General features: G+C 57.3%; 13 protein-coding genes. 12 read left to right on the top strand and 1 reads right to left on the bottom strand.

The annotated features are described in order from the left end of the window. Positions 1-11 precede the first annotated feature (11 nt). From C1719_RS10200 to C1719_RS10150, 11 genes are all read left to right on the top strand, one after another. Complete coding sequence (locus C1719_RS10200) at positions 12-2,159, top strand: cell wall-binding repeat-containing protein (RefSeq protein WP_102375007.1); 2,148 nt, start codon at positions 12-14, stop codon at positions 2,157-2,159. Between the two features lie 171 nt (positions 2,160-2,330). Then, complete coding sequence (locus C1719_RS10195; RefSeq protein ID WP_180963558.1) at positions 2,331-3,809, top strand: DUF2142 domain-containing protein; 1,479 nt, start codon at positions 2,331-2,333, stop codon at positions 3,807-3,809. A 179-nt stretch (positions 3,810-3,988) separates the two neighbouring features. Further along, positions 3,989-4,765: an ABC transporter permease gene (locus C1719_RS10190; protein ID WP_102375005.1), complete on the top strand. Its 777-nt coding sequence runs from the start codon at positions 3,989-3,991 to the stop codon at positions 4,763-4,765. A gap of 18 nt (positions 4,766-4,783) precedes the next feature. After that, positions 4,784-5,575, top strand: coding sequence for an ABC transporter ATP-binding protein (locus C1719_RS10185; protein WP_102375004.1), 792 nt, complete (start codon positions 4,784-4,786; stop codon positions 5,573-5,575). Position 5,576: 1 nt separating this feature from the next. Next, positions 5,577-6,593 (top strand): glycosyltransferase family 2 protein, encoded by a 1,017-nt coding sequence (locus tag C1719_RS10180; protein ID WP_102375003.1) that lies wholly within the window; start codon positions 5,577-5,579, stop codon positions 6,591-6,593. Continuing rightward, positions 6,590-7,582 carry a glycosyltransferase gene (locus C1719_RS10175; protein ID WP_102375002.1) on the top strand — a complete coding sequence of 331 codons (993 nt, stop codon included), beginning with the start codon at positions 6,590-6,592 and terminating at the stop codon, positions 7,580-7,582. The genes C1719_RS10180 and C1719_RS10175 overlap by 4 nt, the downstream gene beginning before the upstream one ends. A gap of 1 nt (position 7,583) precedes the next feature. Further along, complete coding sequence (locus C1719_RS10170) at positions 7,584-8,714, top strand: glycosyltransferase (protein ID WP_102375001.1); 1,131 nt, start codon at positions 7,584-7,586, stop codon at positions 8,712-8,714. 121 nt (positions 8,715-8,835) lie between these two features. Continuing rightward, positions 8,836-10,050 (top strand): glycosyltransferase family 2 protein, encoded by a 1,215-nt coding sequence (locus C1719_RS10165; RefSeq protein ID WP_146007887.1) that lies wholly within the window; start codon positions 8,836-8,838, stop codon positions 10,048-10,050. Then, positions 10,047-11,177 (top strand): glycosyltransferase family 2 protein, encoded by a 1,131-nt coding sequence (locus C1719_RS10160; RefSeq protein ID WP_102374999.1) that lies wholly within the window; start codon positions 10,047-10,049, stop codon positions 11,175-11,177. Before C1719_RS10165 ends, C1719_RS10160 begins: the two co-directional genes overlap by 4 nt. A gap of 7 nt (positions 11,178-11,184) precedes the next feature. After that, positions 11,185-12,402: a glycosyltransferase family 2 protein gene (locus tag C1719_RS10155; protein WP_102374998.1), complete on the top strand. Its 1,218-nt coding sequence runs from the start codon at positions 11,185-11,187 to the stop codon at positions 12,400-12,402. Beyond that, entirely contained in the window at positions 12,399-13,712 is a 1,314-nt protein-coding gene (locus C1719_RS10150; RefSeq protein ID WP_102374997.1) for a UDP-glucose dehydrogenase family protein, read from the top strand. Before C1719_RS10155 ends, C1719_RS10150 begins: the two co-directional genes overlap by 4 nt. Positions 13,713-13,777: 65 nt before the next feature. On the opposite strand, the gene C1719_RS10145 is transcribed toward C1719_RS10150, so the two are convergent. Further along, a complete protein-coding gene (locus tag C1719_RS10145; RefSeq protein WP_102374996.1) occupies positions 13,778-14,941 on the bottom strand; it encodes a glycosyltransferase family 4 protein in 1,164 nt (387 codons plus the stop codon). Between the two features lie 176 nt (positions 14,942-15,117). Between C1719_RS10145 and C1719_RS10140 the strand changes: the two genes are divergently transcribed. After that, positions 15,118-15,798: a glycosyltransferase family 2 protein gene (locus C1719_RS10140; RefSeq protein WP_102376029.1), complete on the top strand. Its 681-nt coding sequence runs from the start codon at positions 15,118-15,120 to the stop codon at positions 15,796-15,798. Positions 15,799-15,803: the final 5 nt, after the last annotated feature.

Here is a 15,803-nt window from a genome sequence, read left to right as displayed (position 1 = left end):
AGGGATACCCGATGACGAATCGGAGTGCAAGCTTTTTCGGTCGCAAACCGCTGCAGGCGCTGCTGGCATGTCTTTTGATCGCAGGCGCAGTGCCTGCATCGGCATATGCCGACGACGGCTTCCCGTCTGCCGAATCGGCACCGGAAGGCGTTGAATCGGGTGCCTCGGAAACATCCGACGAGGCGTTCGGCGGCGAGGCCGATCCGTCTTCCCCGCGCGAACCCCTCGATCAAAGCGATGCTGAGAGCGGTTTTTCGTCTGACGAGCATGCCTACGATCAGAGCGAGGAACATCCCTATGCAAGCGAGATAACCGACGAGGAGATCGCTTCGCTCCTTTCGGATTCCGCCACCGATCGGGAGAATCGGGTTTCGCCGCTCTCCCTCGATGCGCTTGCCGTAAACGAAGTGGCCGCTGCGGGTGCGGTGCGACCCTTCTCGGGCGCCGATCGCTACGAAACCGCAGCCATGCAAGCTGCCTACGGATGGCAGAGTTCCCGCTTCGCCGTCGTGGCGGGGGGAGAGGGCTGGCCCGACGCGCTCTCTTCGTCGAGCCTTGCCGGCGCTCTCGATTGCCCTGTTCTCCTGACGCCGAAAACGGGTCTCGCGACAAGCACGGCCGAGGCGCTTGTTTCGCTCGGCGTCGAACGAGTCGTTATCGTCGGCGACGAGAACTCGGTGTCGAAGGCGGCTTCCGACGCCATTGCGGGACTCGGCATCGCCGTCGAGCGGCTCGGCGGCGCCGATCGTTTCGAAACCCAGATGCTGATCTACGACTACGGCCTCGATGCGAGCCGCAACGCCAAGGGCGAGGTGCTTTGGAAGAGCGATCTCGTCATTTTGGCTTCGGGCGTATCTCCCTCCGACGCTTTGTCTGTTTCCCCTGTGGCGTTTCGCGCCCGAGCGCCGATTTTCCTGACCGACGAATCCTGCTCGATGAACGATGTCCAGAGGGCAGCGCTCACGCAGGCCGCAGCCCGTGCGCCCTTCGGCGCCGCGCTCGTCATGGGCGACACGAACCGTGTATCGCGGGATGCCGAGGCTTTCGCTTCGTCGGTCGCCGGGGGCGCGAAGCGCTTCGCGGGGGCCGATCGCTACGATACGAGTGCGCAGGTTGCAAGCTGGGGCGTTGCGAACGGCTATCTGAAATGGGATGGCGCTTCCTTCGCAACCGGCGGCAACCCCGCCGACGCGCTCGGCGGCGGAGCCCTGCAGGGCAGGGAAGGCTCCGCTCTCTTTCTGGTCGATGACGGCTGGTGCGGCTATGCGACGAGAGCGCTTTCGGGCAAGGGCGTGGGCTACGTGAAGTTCTTCGGGGGCACGCCGTCCGTTTCTTCGGGCGCACGCGTTGCGATCGTTTCGAGCTTGAACCTTGCGAAGATATCCTATACCGATTACGGCATCACGCTGAGCAGGCTTGCCGATCTCGAAGTTGCCGCAGTGGCGGGATACGCGTCGAGGTACAACAAAGCCGAAGCGCTTGAAAGCCTGGATCCTAACAACTTCGCCTTCGGCACGAGATACTACTACCAATTCGCCGTCCTGACCGACGGGTATTCGGGAATGGTTTCGGCCTCCCAGCTCGATTCTTTCATCGCTTCGCAGGCGAAGGGCAGAAACGGCATGCTGGCCGGATGCGGAGAGTACTTCATCGAGGCGGCGAACGCGTACGGCATGAACGAGGTGTACCTGCTGTCGAACGCCATCCTCGAAAGCGGCTGGGGCACGTCTGATTTGGCGAAAGGCTATTATTACGGCGGCGGCACCATCGACGGAAAGCGCTATGCCGCGGGAACGTACTACAACTTCTTCGGCATCGGGGCTTACGACAATTCCCCCTTGAGCGGGGGAAGGAAGATGGCCATCACCCAGGGGTGGAACTCGCCGAGAAAGGCGATCCTCGGCGCCGCGAAGTGGATATCCAACAACTACCATAAGCCCACGGTGGCTTCGGGGGCTGTCTCGGGACCCCAAAACACCCTGTACCGCATGAAGTGGGATGTCCAAAGAGCGGTTTCCACGGGAGCCGTCTGGCACCAATACGCGACGAGCCGCACTTGGGCTACCGGCATTTCGAGCGTCATGTACGATTGCTACACCCACAACCGCATCCCCATGGATAAGGCGGGCCTCCGCTTCGACGTGCCGCGGTATCGCTAGCGGAGTTGCGGAAACGCTTTAGGGCGCTGCGCCCGAAGCGGCTGATTCGAACCGGCGCCGTGCCGCTCTTGCCGGGCATCGATTGCGGGTATGGTATCCTAACGATGCCATGTAATAGCATGATTTTCAATGACTGGCGCGGTACTAGAATCAATATTCAGATGGGGTTTTATGGATTTTCCAGAAGCGGGCATGCGCAACGATCGGTTGAAAAACGGCATACTCTTTTCGCTGTACTTCCTATGCATCGTCGTCGGGGAGGCGGGGCTTCTCGCTTCGATCTGCTTTCACTACGGGGCGGGATGGTTTACCTTCGACACTGCTTTGGCCGTTGTGTTCTTGGCTTTCGCCATAGTGCTGTTTTTCATGCTGTGGGGCAGGGCATGCAGAAAAGACCAAACGTTGTTCGTGCTTGTCGCAGCTCCTCTTTTGGTTGGATTTGCCCTGTTTATGATGCCTTTTGCAGTGCCGGATGAGTTTACTCACATCAATAGGGTTTTCGACAACCGCTCCACGTGTCCCCTGACGACGCCCGCCCAGCTGCTCGATGCGTATACCTGGATCGGTTCCTACGACGTCCTCGGTGGATTCATGTCTGCCGATTTCGACTATTCCCTTACCAAGGAGACGGAGTATTGCGCCGCCTCGTATTCGACGGTAAACTACCTCCCCCCTGCCTTGGTTGTTGCCGTGGGCAAGTTCTTCGGCATAAACGGTTACGTTTTGATTTTTGCGGCTAGGTTGTCCAATGCGGCCCTGTACCTGGTCGCGTGCTACTGGATGATCGGCAAGCTGCCGTTCGGCAGGAAGTTCGCATTCGTGTTCCTGCTCAATCCCATGCTTCTCCAGCAGGAGGCGTCATGCTCGGTCGATGCGCTGTGCAACATCGCCATCTTCGGGTTCGTCGTTCAGCTCATCGCCATGCGCTTCGACGAGAGGTCCTCTCTGCCTGTTCGAGAATGGGTTGTGCTGGCTGCCTTCATCGCTTTGGTCACCGTGTGCAAATACGCGTATTTGCCGTTGGTTCTATCCTCGGTGGTGCTTTACCCCAAGATCAAGACAAGGGCGGTGAGGATCGCCGTACCCATTGCCGCCTTGGTGCTTGCGGCGGGGGCCCTTGCCTTCATCTCGCTCAGATACGGTACGCTTGTAGCGAAAGCCGCTCAGGCGATTTGCTCCGATTCGTTCCTCGGCGTTTTGGGGGCAACCGTTTTCGAAGAGGGCATGACCGTCGTATGGCAGTTCTCGGGAGGCAACCTTGGCTGGCCGTACATGAACCATGCCGGCACGATCGTTTCCGTGTACGTTCCCGTGTGTTGGATTGTTTTCTTGGTTGCATTGGGCCTTTCGGTTTTGGCGAGCTTCGACGAGAGGATTCGCTTCAAACGTTGGGAGCGCGCGGGTCTTGTCGTGCTCGGCCTGCTCGAGTCGCTGCTTCTCTACATTGCGCTGGGGGAGGGCTTCTCCGGACCCGGTCCGATAACCTGGCTGCAAGGACGCTACTTCATTCCTCCGGTGTTCCTGATGCTGTTCGCCCTTATGCTAACGAGGAAAACGCCGTTCGAAAAGATTCCCATGAAGGCGTTCGCGGTGGTCATGCTTGCTATCAACGTCGTGTCGCTCATGTTCGTCATTCGCTGGTTTTGGTAGAGGCGTTCGGAACGCGAAGCGCAAGAAGGCTCTGGTAGAATGCATCGAACTTCAAACGTCGAGCCCTCATGTCCTTGCGTGCGAGTCATGGATTCCTGAAAGGCCGTGCGGGTTGCATGCTATGATTGCTTGGTTATTCTTTTTCGAGGGTCGGATGAAAGCGAAGGCTTGCAGCGTTTATGAATACCGCAAACTTCAATTTCAAGCGGGACAGCTTCGTCTTGTCTTCGCTTGTGACGAAGGATTTCAAACTAAAATACCGTCGAAGCGTCTTGGGCGTGCTGTGGTCGATTCTCAATCCCTTGCTCATGATGATTGTGCTTTCGGCGGTGTTCTCGTTCGTCTTCAGGGCCAACATCGAGAACTTCCCACTCTATCTTATTCTGGGAACAACGCTGTTCAACTTCATGTCGGCAGCAACCAACGGCGGCATGATGTCGATTCTCGACTCGGCGTCCCTCATTAAGAAAATCCGCATCAACAAGATGGTTTTCCCTCTGGAAAAGGTCATCTTCGAGCTGGTGAACTTCGTCATCTCGCTTGTTGCGGTCGTTATCGTCATGCTGTACTTCCAGGTTGTTCCCACGTGGGATATCCTGTTTCTCCCGCTGCTGCTCGTTTATATGATCATGTTCTGCACGGGGCTCGCTCTGATCCTTGCATCCCTCGCCGTGTTCTTCCGCGATATCATTCACCTGTGGGGCGTCGTGCTTACCGCTTGGACGTATGCGACGCCGCTGTTCTATCCTGTCGAGGTTCTTCCCGGGCTTGTGCGCACCCTTATGGAGTTCAATCCCATGTACCAGTATGTGACCTACTTCCGGCAGATCGCGCTTTGGGCCGAGGCGCCGAGCCTTGAAACGAACTTGCTGTGTCTGGCCATGGGCGCGATAACGCTCGCGGTCGGCGTTGCGGTGTTCAGCAGGTCTCAGAAAAAATTCATCCTCTATGTCTAGTCGTATGGGGCTGCCGATATGAAAAAGAACAAGAATACAATTCGTCCGCTGAATGCTGCGGAAATGGATGCGCTCGATCTTGCCGTTAAGGTTGACGACGTCACCATGGTGTTCAACATGGCGAGCCAGCAGCTCAACAGTTTCAAGGAGTACTTCATCGCATTCGCGAAGCGCGAGTTGTTCTTCAAAGAGTTCGTTGCGCTCGATTCGGTGAGCTTCGAGGTTCGCAAGGGCGATGTATACGGCATCGTGGGAACGAACGGATCGGGTAAATCGACTATGCTCAAGATCGTTGCCGGCGTGCTCGATCCCACGAAGGGCGCTTGCAGCATCAACGGCAACATCGCTCCCCTGATCGAGCTTGGGGCAGGTTTCGACCTCGAGCTTTCTGCGCGCGAGAACATTTACCTCAACGGTGCGTTGCTCGGGTACCGAAAGCAGTATATCGACGAGCATTTCGAAGAGATCGTCGATTTCGCCGAGGTGAGGGATTTCCTCGAGCTTCCGATGAAAAACTATTCGTCGGGCATGATCGCGCGCGTCGCATTCTCGGTGGCCACGGTCATCGTCCCCGATATCCTCATCGTGGATGAAGCGCTTTCGGTTGGCGACATGTTCTTCCAGGAGAAATGCGAGAAGCGCATCAGCGAGCTCATCGAGGAGCACAATACGACGGTTTTGTTCGTATCCCATAGCATCGAGCAGGTCGAGCGTGTATGCGACAAAGCGATCTGGATAGAGAAGGGCCACCTGCGCATGAACGGTCCTGTTGAGGAAGTTTGCGCTGCATATCGCTCCATGAGGGAATAACATGGCGGACTTTCCCGTTGTCAGCGTTATCGTTCCCGTGCACAATGCGGCCGCTTATCTCGAGCGCTGCCTGGATTCGATCGCCGCGCAGACCTTTGCCGATATTGAAATCGTGCTGGTCGATGACGGATCTACGGACGGATCGACGGCTTTGTGCGAAGCCTTTGCGGCGAGGCGGGATCGCACGGTCGTCATACGCCACGGCCATGCCCTGGGAGTGTCTGCGGCCCGCAATGCGGGCGTTGCGGCCTCGACGGGGCGCTACATCGGATTCGTCGATGCCGACGACTGGGCGGCTCCCACCATGTTCGAGACGCTTTTACGCGCCATCGAGAAAACCGAAAGCGACGTAGCGCAGGTTCAGTATCTGCTGTGCTCGAAGCCTCAGCCGATCGAAGACGTGGTGGAATCCCTGCGAGTGCTCTCTTCCGAAGAAGCGCTTGCCGAAATGCTTTTTCGGGAGGAATACGCGGTGTGGAACCGCCTGTATCGGCGCAGCCTGTTCGATGCGTGCATGCCGGGCTGTTTTCCCGAAGGGCTCACCTGCGAGGACCGGGTGGGCAACTTCAAATTGCTTGCGAAGGCGAAGCGCGTAGTCGTTTCGAATCGCGTCGAATACTTTTATTTTCAGAATCTCGGAAGCATATCGTACAACGGGCTCGATGGGCGCGGGTTCGATCTGATTGAGGCGGACCGTCTCATGGTTGGATTCGCCCAAGATTTCGGTAGTGGGAAGGTGCTCGAGCTCGCGCGGGATCGAGCTGCGAAAAGCTCGTTTTCCCTTCTGGTGAAATGGGCTCGCTTCGGCGTGACGGATCCGCTGCTCGACGAATCCTCGGCTCTCGATCGGCTTTTCGGCGATTTCAAGGACAACTATCCGCGATTGATGAAATCCCCCCTGTCCTTTGCCAGAAAGGCCGCTGCCTGGCAACTCGCGCATTGCCCCGGCTTGCTGAGGTTCGAATTCGGCGTGCTGAACCGCATGAAGGGATACGATCGAAAGGAGGCGAAGCTGTGAGCAAGCTTCTTACGGTGGCCATGCCCTGCTACAACGTCGAGACGTATCTCGAGCGAGGGCTTTCCTCTTTCGCTGATCCCCGTTTTTCCGATGACGTCGAAGTCCTGATCGTCAACGACGGATCGACCGATTCGACGAAAGAGATCGCCGAGCGTTTCGTTGCTGCGTACCCCTCGATTTTTCGCCTCATCGACAAGGAGAACGGAGGACACGGTTCGGGCATCAACGCGGGCATAGCGCACGCGACGGGGAAGTACTTTCGCATCGTCGACGGCGATGACTGGGTTGCAACCGAAAACCTTGTCTTGCTGCTCGAGCGCCTTCGCGGCATCGACTCCGATATCGTGGTCGATGAGCGGCGCGAAGTCGACATGTCTTCGATGGAAGGCGATGTTATCCGCTTTCCCGATTACATCGAGACCGACCGCGAGCTTCGGTTCGAAGACGTGTGCAACGAACGCGATACCGAATCTTCGATTACCATTCACACCCTTACGACCAAGACGGAACTGTTGCGAAAGAGGGGCATCCGCATACGCGAAGGCATCTTCTATGTTGATTACGAATACATCGTCAAAGCGACGAGCTTTGCGAATACGGTCACGTTTCTGCCGATCGAGCTGTACCAGTATCTCGTGGGCAATGCGAACCAGAGCGTTGCCGCCGAGAACTGGGTGAAGCGCTACGCGCATCACGAGACGGTGGTCAGGGAAATGCTTTTGTTCGCCGAATCCGACGGCTTCAGCGAGCCTGTCGGGCGGTATGTGACGAGGAAGGCGCAGCTGATCGTCAATACGCACTATAACGTCCTGCTGATATTCGACAAGGATCGAAAGCGAGGCATGCGGAGGGCTCGGGAGTTCCGCCTGTGGCTCGAAAAGAGCCACCCTCGGTTCGCGGCGCTGACTGCTCGCCGGTACCGTCAGGCTGCGGTTTTGCATTACCTTGGCGTTGACGCGGATAAGCTTGCTCGAATCAAGGGGAGATAGCATGGCCGATCCGCACGCTCCCCGTATATCGGTAATCGTTCCCATCTGCAACGTCGCCGCTTTTCTCGACCAGTGTTTGGAAAGCATCGAGTATCAAACGGCGCGCGATATGGAGATCATCTGCCTCAACGACGGATCGACCGACGATTCCCTTGCCATCATGAAGCGCCACGCCGCCGCCGATGCCCGCATCCGCGTCGTCGACAAGGAAAACGAGGGGTACGGCGCCACATGCAATCGTGGGATCGAGCTTGCTTCGGGGGACTACGTCGCCATCGTCGAACCCGACGATTACCTCCTTCCAACCATGTTCGAGGATTTGCTCGCGTTCGCCGATTCCTTCGAGCATCCGGCGGACGTCGTGAAGGAGGCATGGTTCGATGTGGTTGGCTGGGACGATCCCCTAAGCGAACGGGTCGTTCCCGGGTACCTGTACAAACGGCTGAAAACAACCAGAGAACCGCAGTCCATCGAGGGCGTCCCCGAACTGCTCGAAGGGCATCCTTCGATATGGTCGGCTCTGTATCGGAAAAGCTTTTTGGACGAAAACGGCATTCGCTTTCACGAGTACCCTGGTGCGGGGTGGGCCGATAACCCGTTTTTGGTCGACACGCTTTGCCGGGCGAAGCGCATCATCTATCTTGATTCGATGCACTACTGCTACCGAAACGAACTGCCCCGAAAAGGCGATGCGCCCCTTGATGAGAAGAAGCTGTCTTTGCCCTTGCTTCGCTGGATGGAGATGACGGAGAGCCTGCGTGCTTGCGGAATCGAAAACCGGGATGTTTGGCATGCGCACTACCAACGCGGCTTCAACTACATCGATATCGTAGTCGAGCAAGGTGGCTGGGAGGTTCCGACGGTGCGTGTTGGCATACGGGAGCTGCTCGGTGCGATGCGTGCGGATCTCGTGCTCGATCATCCGAAGCTTTCTCCGTCGAAGAAGCGATTCTACCTTGAGCAGACCGGTGGCGACGGGAACGCCCGCATTTCGCCTGTGCCCTATGCGCGGCATCTCGCGCATGAGCTCATCGTTCGCTTGCGGGCGCAGGGCCCTATAGGCGCTCTTGGCGCTCTGGGCAGGTTCTCTCGGAGGACGGTATCGCCTGAGAGTGCTGAAAAAGTGAAGTAGGCGATTCCCTGTGCGTTTTGGTTGGCTGCAAGCGGGCGAATTGATAAGATCGTACTTCGATGCGTGGTGCAGTTTTCGGTACCGCGCGCGTTTCACACTGTTGGTTGATTGAGGAGCTGGTTTGGCGGATAAAGTGTCGGTGATCCTAACGGTGTACAACATGGAATCATGTTTGCGTGAAACCATGGATACTGTTTTGTCCCAGACGTATCGCGATCTCGAAGTCGTATGCATCGACGACGGGTCGAAAGACGGATCTCTGCAGATTCTCGAAGAGTATGCGGCAGGCGATGAACGTGTTGCCGTATATACCCAGGACAACGCTGGACCGGCGTTGTCGCGCAATCGGGGAATCGATCTCGCCACGGGCGAGTATCTTATGCTGCTCGACTCCGACGATATATACGATTGCGAGATGATAGAAAAGCTTCATGGTCGGGCGGTCGAATCGGATGCCGATATCGTCGTATGCCGATCGGTCGAGTACGATCATGCCACCGGTGCCGTTTCGAAGGCTCCTTGGACTGCGAAAGTCGACCAGATTCCCGCAAAGGATCCGTTTTCCTGTGCAGATATGTACGACTACATCCTGACGGCGTTTATCGGGTGGCCCTGGGACAAACTCTACAGACGGTCGTTCGTCGAAGACAACGCCCTCCGGTTTCCTCCTATGAGCAACAGCGAAGATCTGTACTTCGTATTTTTATCGCTTGTGCTTGCGCGGCGAATCAGCTTCTACGACGAAGTGCTCATCAAACATCGCATGAACCGTTCGGGATCGGTTTCGAATTCCCGCACTGCGAACCCGACCGAGTTCTACCATGGCATTTGCCTGCTGAAAGAGAAGCTGCAGGAGGATCCCGTGCGCTACGAGCGCATGTCGTGGGGGTTTCTCAACTGGGCGTTCGACTACACTCTTTGGAACATCGAAACCCTGCCTGCGGGACCTGTGCGCCGCGGGCTGATCGAGCGCCTCGTGAACGGGGGCTTCCCTGAAATCGAGCTTGCGCACCACGGCGTCGGATACTTCACTCTTACGGCCGATTGCCACGAGCGGTATGCGAGCCTTGCCGCCGAGTTGGGCGGAGCGGTGCCCTGCGATCCCCGGAGAAACGATAAGCATCCCCGTCTCAGCTACGTGGTTGCCTTTTTCGCCGAAGCGCAGAAACGCGGATACAAATCGGCCTTTGGAGATATGGTTTACTGGGCGATACGAAAAATAAAGGGAGAAGAGGAAGACGGGAAACGCCATGCGAAAGACCGCGGCGCCCTTCTTTCCTATGTTGGTGCCGGCGCCGTCGAGAGCGGTTGCAACGAGAGCGAGGAACAGAGATGAGCGTAAGCAGCCAGTCGGTGCGTCCGGCCGTTTCGGTCGTGATCCCCTGCTACAATGTCGAAGCCTTTCTACCCGAGGTTCTTGACAGCGTATTGGGACAGACCCTGCGCAACATCGAGGTGATTTGCGTTAACGATGGATCGACGGACTCTACGCTCGATGTGATCGAGGAATACGCTGCACGCGATGAGCGAATCGTGGTTATCGACAAGCCCAACGGGGGGTATGGGCACAGTATGAATCGGGGCATGGATATCGCGAAGGGCGAATATATCGGGATCGTCGAGTCGGACGATTTCATTTTGCCTACCATGTACGAGAAACTTTACGCGGCTGCTCGGGAGAATGACGTCGATTTTGTCCGCTCCGATTTTACCAAGTTCAAAACGGGGGCAGACGGGGAGCGGATTTTCTGGGAGGAAAAGCTTACGCCGCATAGCGAGTATTACAATACGGTCTTGAATCCGGCCGACAACCTCGATGTATTCAACATGCAGATGCTCAACTGGACGGGCATTTACCGGACCGATTTCATTCGCAAGCATAACATCAGGCATCACGAGAGCCCTGGAGCCTCTTACCAGGATAACGGATTCTGGTTTCAGACGTTTTGCTGGGCAAAGCGGATATATGCTCTGCCCGAGGCGTTTTACTGCTATCGGCAGGATAACGCCGCGTCGTCGATCAACCAAAACAACAAGGTGTTCTGCATGCCTGACGAGTATGCGTGGATCAGGGGGTTTCTCGCAGAAAACCCTGCGCTCGAACAGCGCTTCATAGGAATCTTCCACTATAAGAAAATGCACAATCTGAATTTTTCCTTCTCGCTTTTGGCTCCCGAATTCCAGATGCCGTTTCTCGAGCGGTATTCGAAGGAGTATCGCGAGGCCGAAGCCCGAGGCGAGTTGGATGAATCGCTGTTTTGGCCCGAGGAATGGGCGGATCTGCGGATGATCATGGAGGATCCGGAAGGCTATTGCAACAACTACAATTATCATGTTGAAAAGCAGGCTGCGTACGAGAAGGCGCAGGCTGCAGGTGCGTTTGATCTGCTGCGGTTCCATATGCGCTATGACGGGCTTCTCGATACGCTGAAGATCATTGTCAGAAGAGTTTTGAAAAGGTAGGTAAAAAATGCGAGGGGAGCGAGCGGGAGTTTCGCCGGAGTCGCTGGTATCGGTGGTCGTGCCGGCTTACAATGCCGCCGAATACATCGATCGGTGCCTGGATAGCATCCGACGCCAAACTTATTCGAACCTTGAGATCATCGTCGTCGATGACGGATCGGCCGACGATACGCTCGATCGGATTCGCGAGCATGCGCGCGAGGACTCCCGCATAACGGTTCTTACCCAAGAGAATCGCTATGCGGGGGTTGCCCGCAACGAAGGGTTTTCACATGCGTCCGGCGAGTACGTCGCTTTTCTCGACGCTGATGATTTCTTCGATTCCGCGATGATCGAATCGATGGTGAAGAGGGCTTCCGATACGAAAGCCGATGTGGTCGTGTGTCGCTCCAATTTTTACGATAATGTGACGGAGCGCGTCGAACCGATCGATTTTTCGCTGCTCTACATCGAGGAAGGATCGGTCTATTCGGGGGTGGCGCTTCAGGATGTGATGTTTCGATTCTGCGTAGGGTGGCCATGGGATAAACTGTACCGGTCCGAGTTCGTGCGAAAGCACGACCTTCGGTTCCAAGATCTGAGAACCTCAAACGATGCGTACTTCGTGTTCATGTCCCTTATACTGGCCGAACGAATCGCCTTTGTCGGCGATGCGCTCGTCATGCATCGTACCAATAATGCCGATTCGCTTGAAAGAACGCGGTCCCGGTCTTGGGAGAATGCGGGAAAAGCCGCCCTTGCCATCGGTCGGGGCCTTAGGGATAAGGGCCTATACGAGACGTTCGAGCGCAGTTACGTCAATTGGTTTCTTGATTTCTCGCTCTGGAACCTCGACACGCTCGATGGCGATGCGCGTGATGGCTTGCTCGAGGATATGGAGAAGAACCTTACGCCGCTTTTGCCCGATGATGCAGAAGAGGGGTTTTACATTGACGAGCGGGGGCGAACTGCCGCCGAAATTCTGCGGTCCGGCCGCTTCGAAGCCATCCGTCGGGGTCTGCTGCTCGATATAGACCTTGCGCGCGCGAAAAGCGATGTTTCGTGGCTCAAGGGGCATATCGAAAAGCTGGAGCGAGAACTCGCCTGGCGCGACGAGGCGATCGAGCGGATGGAACAGGAGAAGCGCGATATTATCCAGTCGAGAACGTATGCTGTAGGAAAGGCCGTAATGGCTGTTCCCTGTGCGGTAAAGGACGCGTTGGGAAGAGGGAAGCGAGACAGATGAACATCACTGTATGCGGTACGGGCTACGTTGGGCTGGTGGCCGCGGTCGTATTCGCCGCAAAGGGGCATAAGGTTGTCGGGCTCGACATAGACGAGGCCAAGATCGCCATGCTGAAAGCCGGCAAATCGCCGCTTTTCGAACCCGGACTTGAAAAGCTCATGGGGGAGTCGGCGGAAAACCTTCGCTTCACCGTGGATTACCGCGATGCGTACGCCGATGCGGATATGGTGTTCGTGGCGGTGCCTACGCCGGAGAAGGCGGATGGGTCGGCCGAGCTGTCTTACGTCATGGCGGCCTGCGACCAGATCGCCGAAAGCAGGAGCGAGGGCTGTCCCGTTGTCATCAAATCGACGGTTCCCCCGGGAACGAACGCGCGCATCCAGGAGTACTTCGACGAAATGGCGGATGGGTGTGCGAACCGGAGCTTCGAGGTCGTCTCGAACCCCGAATTCCTTTCGCAGGGAACGGCTCTGCGCGACATGCTCTATCCCTCTCGCATCATCGTCGGCGTGCAGAGCGAGAAGGCCGCCTCTCTCATGCGCGAGCTGTACCGTCCGTTCGACGCCCCTGTTATGGTGATGGATCTTTGTAGCGCTGAACTGGTTAAATACGCGAGCAACGACTTTCTCGCCCTCAAGATATCCTATATCAACGAGATAGCGAACCTCTGCGATGTGGTTGGCGCCGACATCGAGAACGTTGCGGCGGGCATGGGGGCCGATCCGCGCATCGGGGAGAAGTTCCTGCGTGCGGGCATCGGGTACGGGGGATCGTGCTTCCCGAAGGACACGAAGGCGCTTCATTGGCTGAGTACCTGCCACGGCCATGAAATCAAAACCATAAAGGCGACCATCGAAGTGAACACCGCTCAAAAGACGCTGCTCGTGGCCAAGGCGGAGGATCGGCATGGCTCGCTTGCGGGCAAGAGGATCGCGGTGCTCGGCCTTACCTTCAAACCGAATACCGATGATCTGCGCGATGCCCCCTCGCTTGATGTGGTTGGAATGCTGCGCGACAAAGGTGCTGTATCGGTGCTGTTCGATCCCTGCGGCATGCCGGCGTTCGAACGCCGCTACCCGGCGCAGCCGGGCGTTGTCGAATACGCCGAAAGTGCGCGAGCGGCGCTTGCGGGCGCCGACATGGCATTCATCCTCACCGAATGGGAGGAGTTCTCATCGATCGAGCCGGAGGAATACGCCGCCCTCATGGGGGCGGCGGAAGTCTACGACGGGCGCAACGTGTACGAACCGGCGGCGTTCGGGGGGTCGGGAGTGCGCTATATCTCGATAGGGCGCCCCGTCGTCGAGTAGGGCGCCGATCTGCGTTCGAGAGGTTGCCGTGCCGTAGATGCCGACGACGATTTCGCTTGCGGCCGTCAATCGGATAGCTGAGCCGCCTTGCATGCCTCGATGGCTCTCTCGGCGGTTTTCTTCCACGAGAATTCGGTTCTGACGAGCTTTCCGACGCATGCCCCTTGCGCAGCGAGCGCTTCGCGATGTTCCGCCGCCTGGCGCACGGCTTCGGCAACGGTTCGCGGTTCGGCGTTTTCGATGACGGTGCCGAATCTGGCATCGGGAATCAGCTCGTCGACCCCGCCGACGTCGGTGACGATCGAAGGCGTGTAGCATGCCGCCGCTTCGAGCAGCGAGGTGGCGAAACCCTCGGAGCGCGAGGGAAGGCAGAAAAGATCGGCTTGCGCCAACAGGGCCGATACGTCGCGCGGCGAGAGCTTTCCGAGAAGGTGCAGCTTTTCGGAAGAGCGCTTCTCCATCTCGTCGAACAGGGGTCCGTCTCCCGCGAGGACAAACGTCACGCCGCTGTCGGCGCCGAGCATGCGGGCCGCTTCGGCTATGGCTTGCACCCCTTTTTCAGGTACCAACCGACCGACGAAGGCTGCGATGAGGTCGGTTTCAGGTATGTCGAGTTCGTCCCTGAACGATCGCGCGCTTGCCTGTTTCAGGTATGCGTCGGCATCGATCGAGTTGTACAGTTCGCCGTTCGAGACGAGCCCGAAATGCCCGAGCCACCTGCTTGCCTTTTTCGACACGGCGTAATAGGATGCGCCGTGTCGTTTGCCTGCCGCCGTTAGCAGGTGCTCGACGAATTCGACGCCTTTGTCGACCAGCGGGCTTCCCATCGTGAGGTGAGCCGATCCGTGTTCGATGAGCACAGGCGCGATACCTTGGGATCGGGCAAACGAAAGCCCTGATTGCGAATGGAGGTAAAAGCGCGTGTTGACGATGACGTAATCGACGGCTTGCGATCGAAGCCATGATTGCAGCTTTCTGTGCTCGCTGTTCTTGCGGGCGATGGGGTAGCGTCCCCCAAGAAGAGCACGGCAGGGAAATCTCACCACGTCGATGCCGTCCGCCGACTCTCGAGCCGCAAGACCTTGGCTGTTCAGGGTTGCTACGATAACACGGTAGCCCAAATCGCGCAGCGCCTTGGCGAGATTTGCCGTGTAGGTTTCCACGCCTCCGACGGCGGGGGGGTACAGTGCCGAGAAGATGCAAACGCAAGGTTTTCTTTCGCTCGGCATGGGCTCCTCCTGAAGGTCGTGGGGTTCTTTTCTGCGGCCTGGCGTTCGATGGCCGAATCGGTATTATACTTGTCCATCGGCCCTGTTGCACCGTTCCGATGACGTCGGCGAATCCAATCTGCACAGATCTGCGCAGATGCGCGACCGATGCATCATATTAGATTATAATGGAGACCATGAAACTACTAGCGATCATACCAGCATACAACGAGCAGGATTGCATTGTTGGAACAGTGAGGGAGCTGCAGCGCGTAGCCCCGACGGTCGACATCCTTGTCATCAACGATGGATCGACTGACGATACGGGGAAGATATGCCGCCAAGAGGGGTTCAATTTCCTCGATCTTCCCGTGAACGTGGGCCTTTCGACAGGTTTTCAGGCGGGGATGAAATATGCCGATCGCCACGGCTATGACTGCGCGATCCAGTTCGACGCGGATGGCCAGCATCGCCCCGAATACATTCAGCCCATGCTCGATGCGCTGGTGAGCGAGGGTGCCGATATCGTTATCGGTTCGCGTTTCGTGTCGAAGAAGAAGGGCGCCTCGGCACGCATGGCGGGGTCGGCCCTCATTTCTTTCCTCATTAAGCTGACGACGGGGAAGAAGCTGTTCGATCCGACTTCGGGCATGCGCATGTACAACAAGCGGGCAATCGCCGAGTTCGTTAAGCGCTCTGATTTCGGCCCCGAGCCGGATACCTTGGCTTTCCTCATACGCAAAGGGTTCAAGGTCGTTGAGGTGCAGGCCGAGATGCGGGATCGCGAGACGGGCGAAAGCTATCTGAGCTTCTCGAAATCGATTATGTACATGGCGCGCGCATTCGTTTCGATAACGATCGTGCAATGGCTGAGGTGACGTGC

Origin of the sequence: Raoultibacter massiliensis, from assembly GCF_900199545.1 — a bacterium.
Taxonomy (GTDB): domain Bacteria; phylum Actinomycetota; class Coriobacteriia; order Coriobacteriales; family Eggerthellaceae; genus Raoultibacter; species Raoultibacter massiliensis.
The sequence above is the reverse complement of the archived record's forward strand: the minus strand, read 5'-3'. Positions and strand labels throughout refer to the sequence as shown.

Coding starts and splice junctions, on each gene's coding strand:
- C1719_RS10155 (WP_102374998.1), top strand. CDS start 11,185: ATGCGAGGGGAGCGAGCGGGAGTTTCGCCGGAGTCGCTGGTATCGGTG.
- C1719_RS10170 (WP_102375001.1), top strand. CDS start 7,584: ATGGCCGATCCGCACGCTCCCCGTATATCGGTAATCGTTCCCATCTGC.
- C1719_RS10190 (WP_102375005.1), top strand. CDS start 3,989: ATGAATACCGCAAACTTCAATTTCAAGCGGGACAGCTTCGTCTTGTCT.
- C1719_RS10200 (WP_102375007.1), top strand. CDS start 12: ATGACGAATCGGAGTGCAAGCTTTTTCGGTCGCAAACCGCTGCAGGCG.
- C1719_RS10185 (WP_102375004.1), top strand. CDS start 4,784: ATGAAAAAGAACAAGAATACAATTCGTCCGCTGAATGCTGCGGAAATG.
- C1719_RS10180 (WP_102375003.1), top strand. CDS start 5,577: ATGGCGGACTTTCCCGTTGTCAGCGTTATCGTTCCCGTGCACAATGCG.
- C1719_RS10150 (WP_102374997.1), top strand. CDS start 12,399: ATGAACATCACTGTATGCGGTACGGGCTACGTTGGGCTGGTGGCCGCG.
- C1719_RS10140 (WP_102376029.1), top strand. CDS start 15,118: ATGAAACTACTAGCGATCATACCAGCATACAACGAGCAGGATTGCATT.
- C1719_RS10195 (WP_180963558.1), top strand. CDS start 2,331: ATGGATTTTCCAGAAGCGGGCATGCGCAACGATCGGTTGAAAAACGGC.
- C1719_RS10160 (WP_102374999.1), top strand. CDS start 10,047: ATGAGCGTAAGCAGCCAGTCGGTGCGTCCGGCCGTTTCGGTCGTGATC.
- C1719_RS10145 (WP_102374996.1), bottom strand. CDS start 14,941: ATGCCGAGCGAAAGAAAACCTTGCGTTTGCATCTTCTCGGCACTGTAC.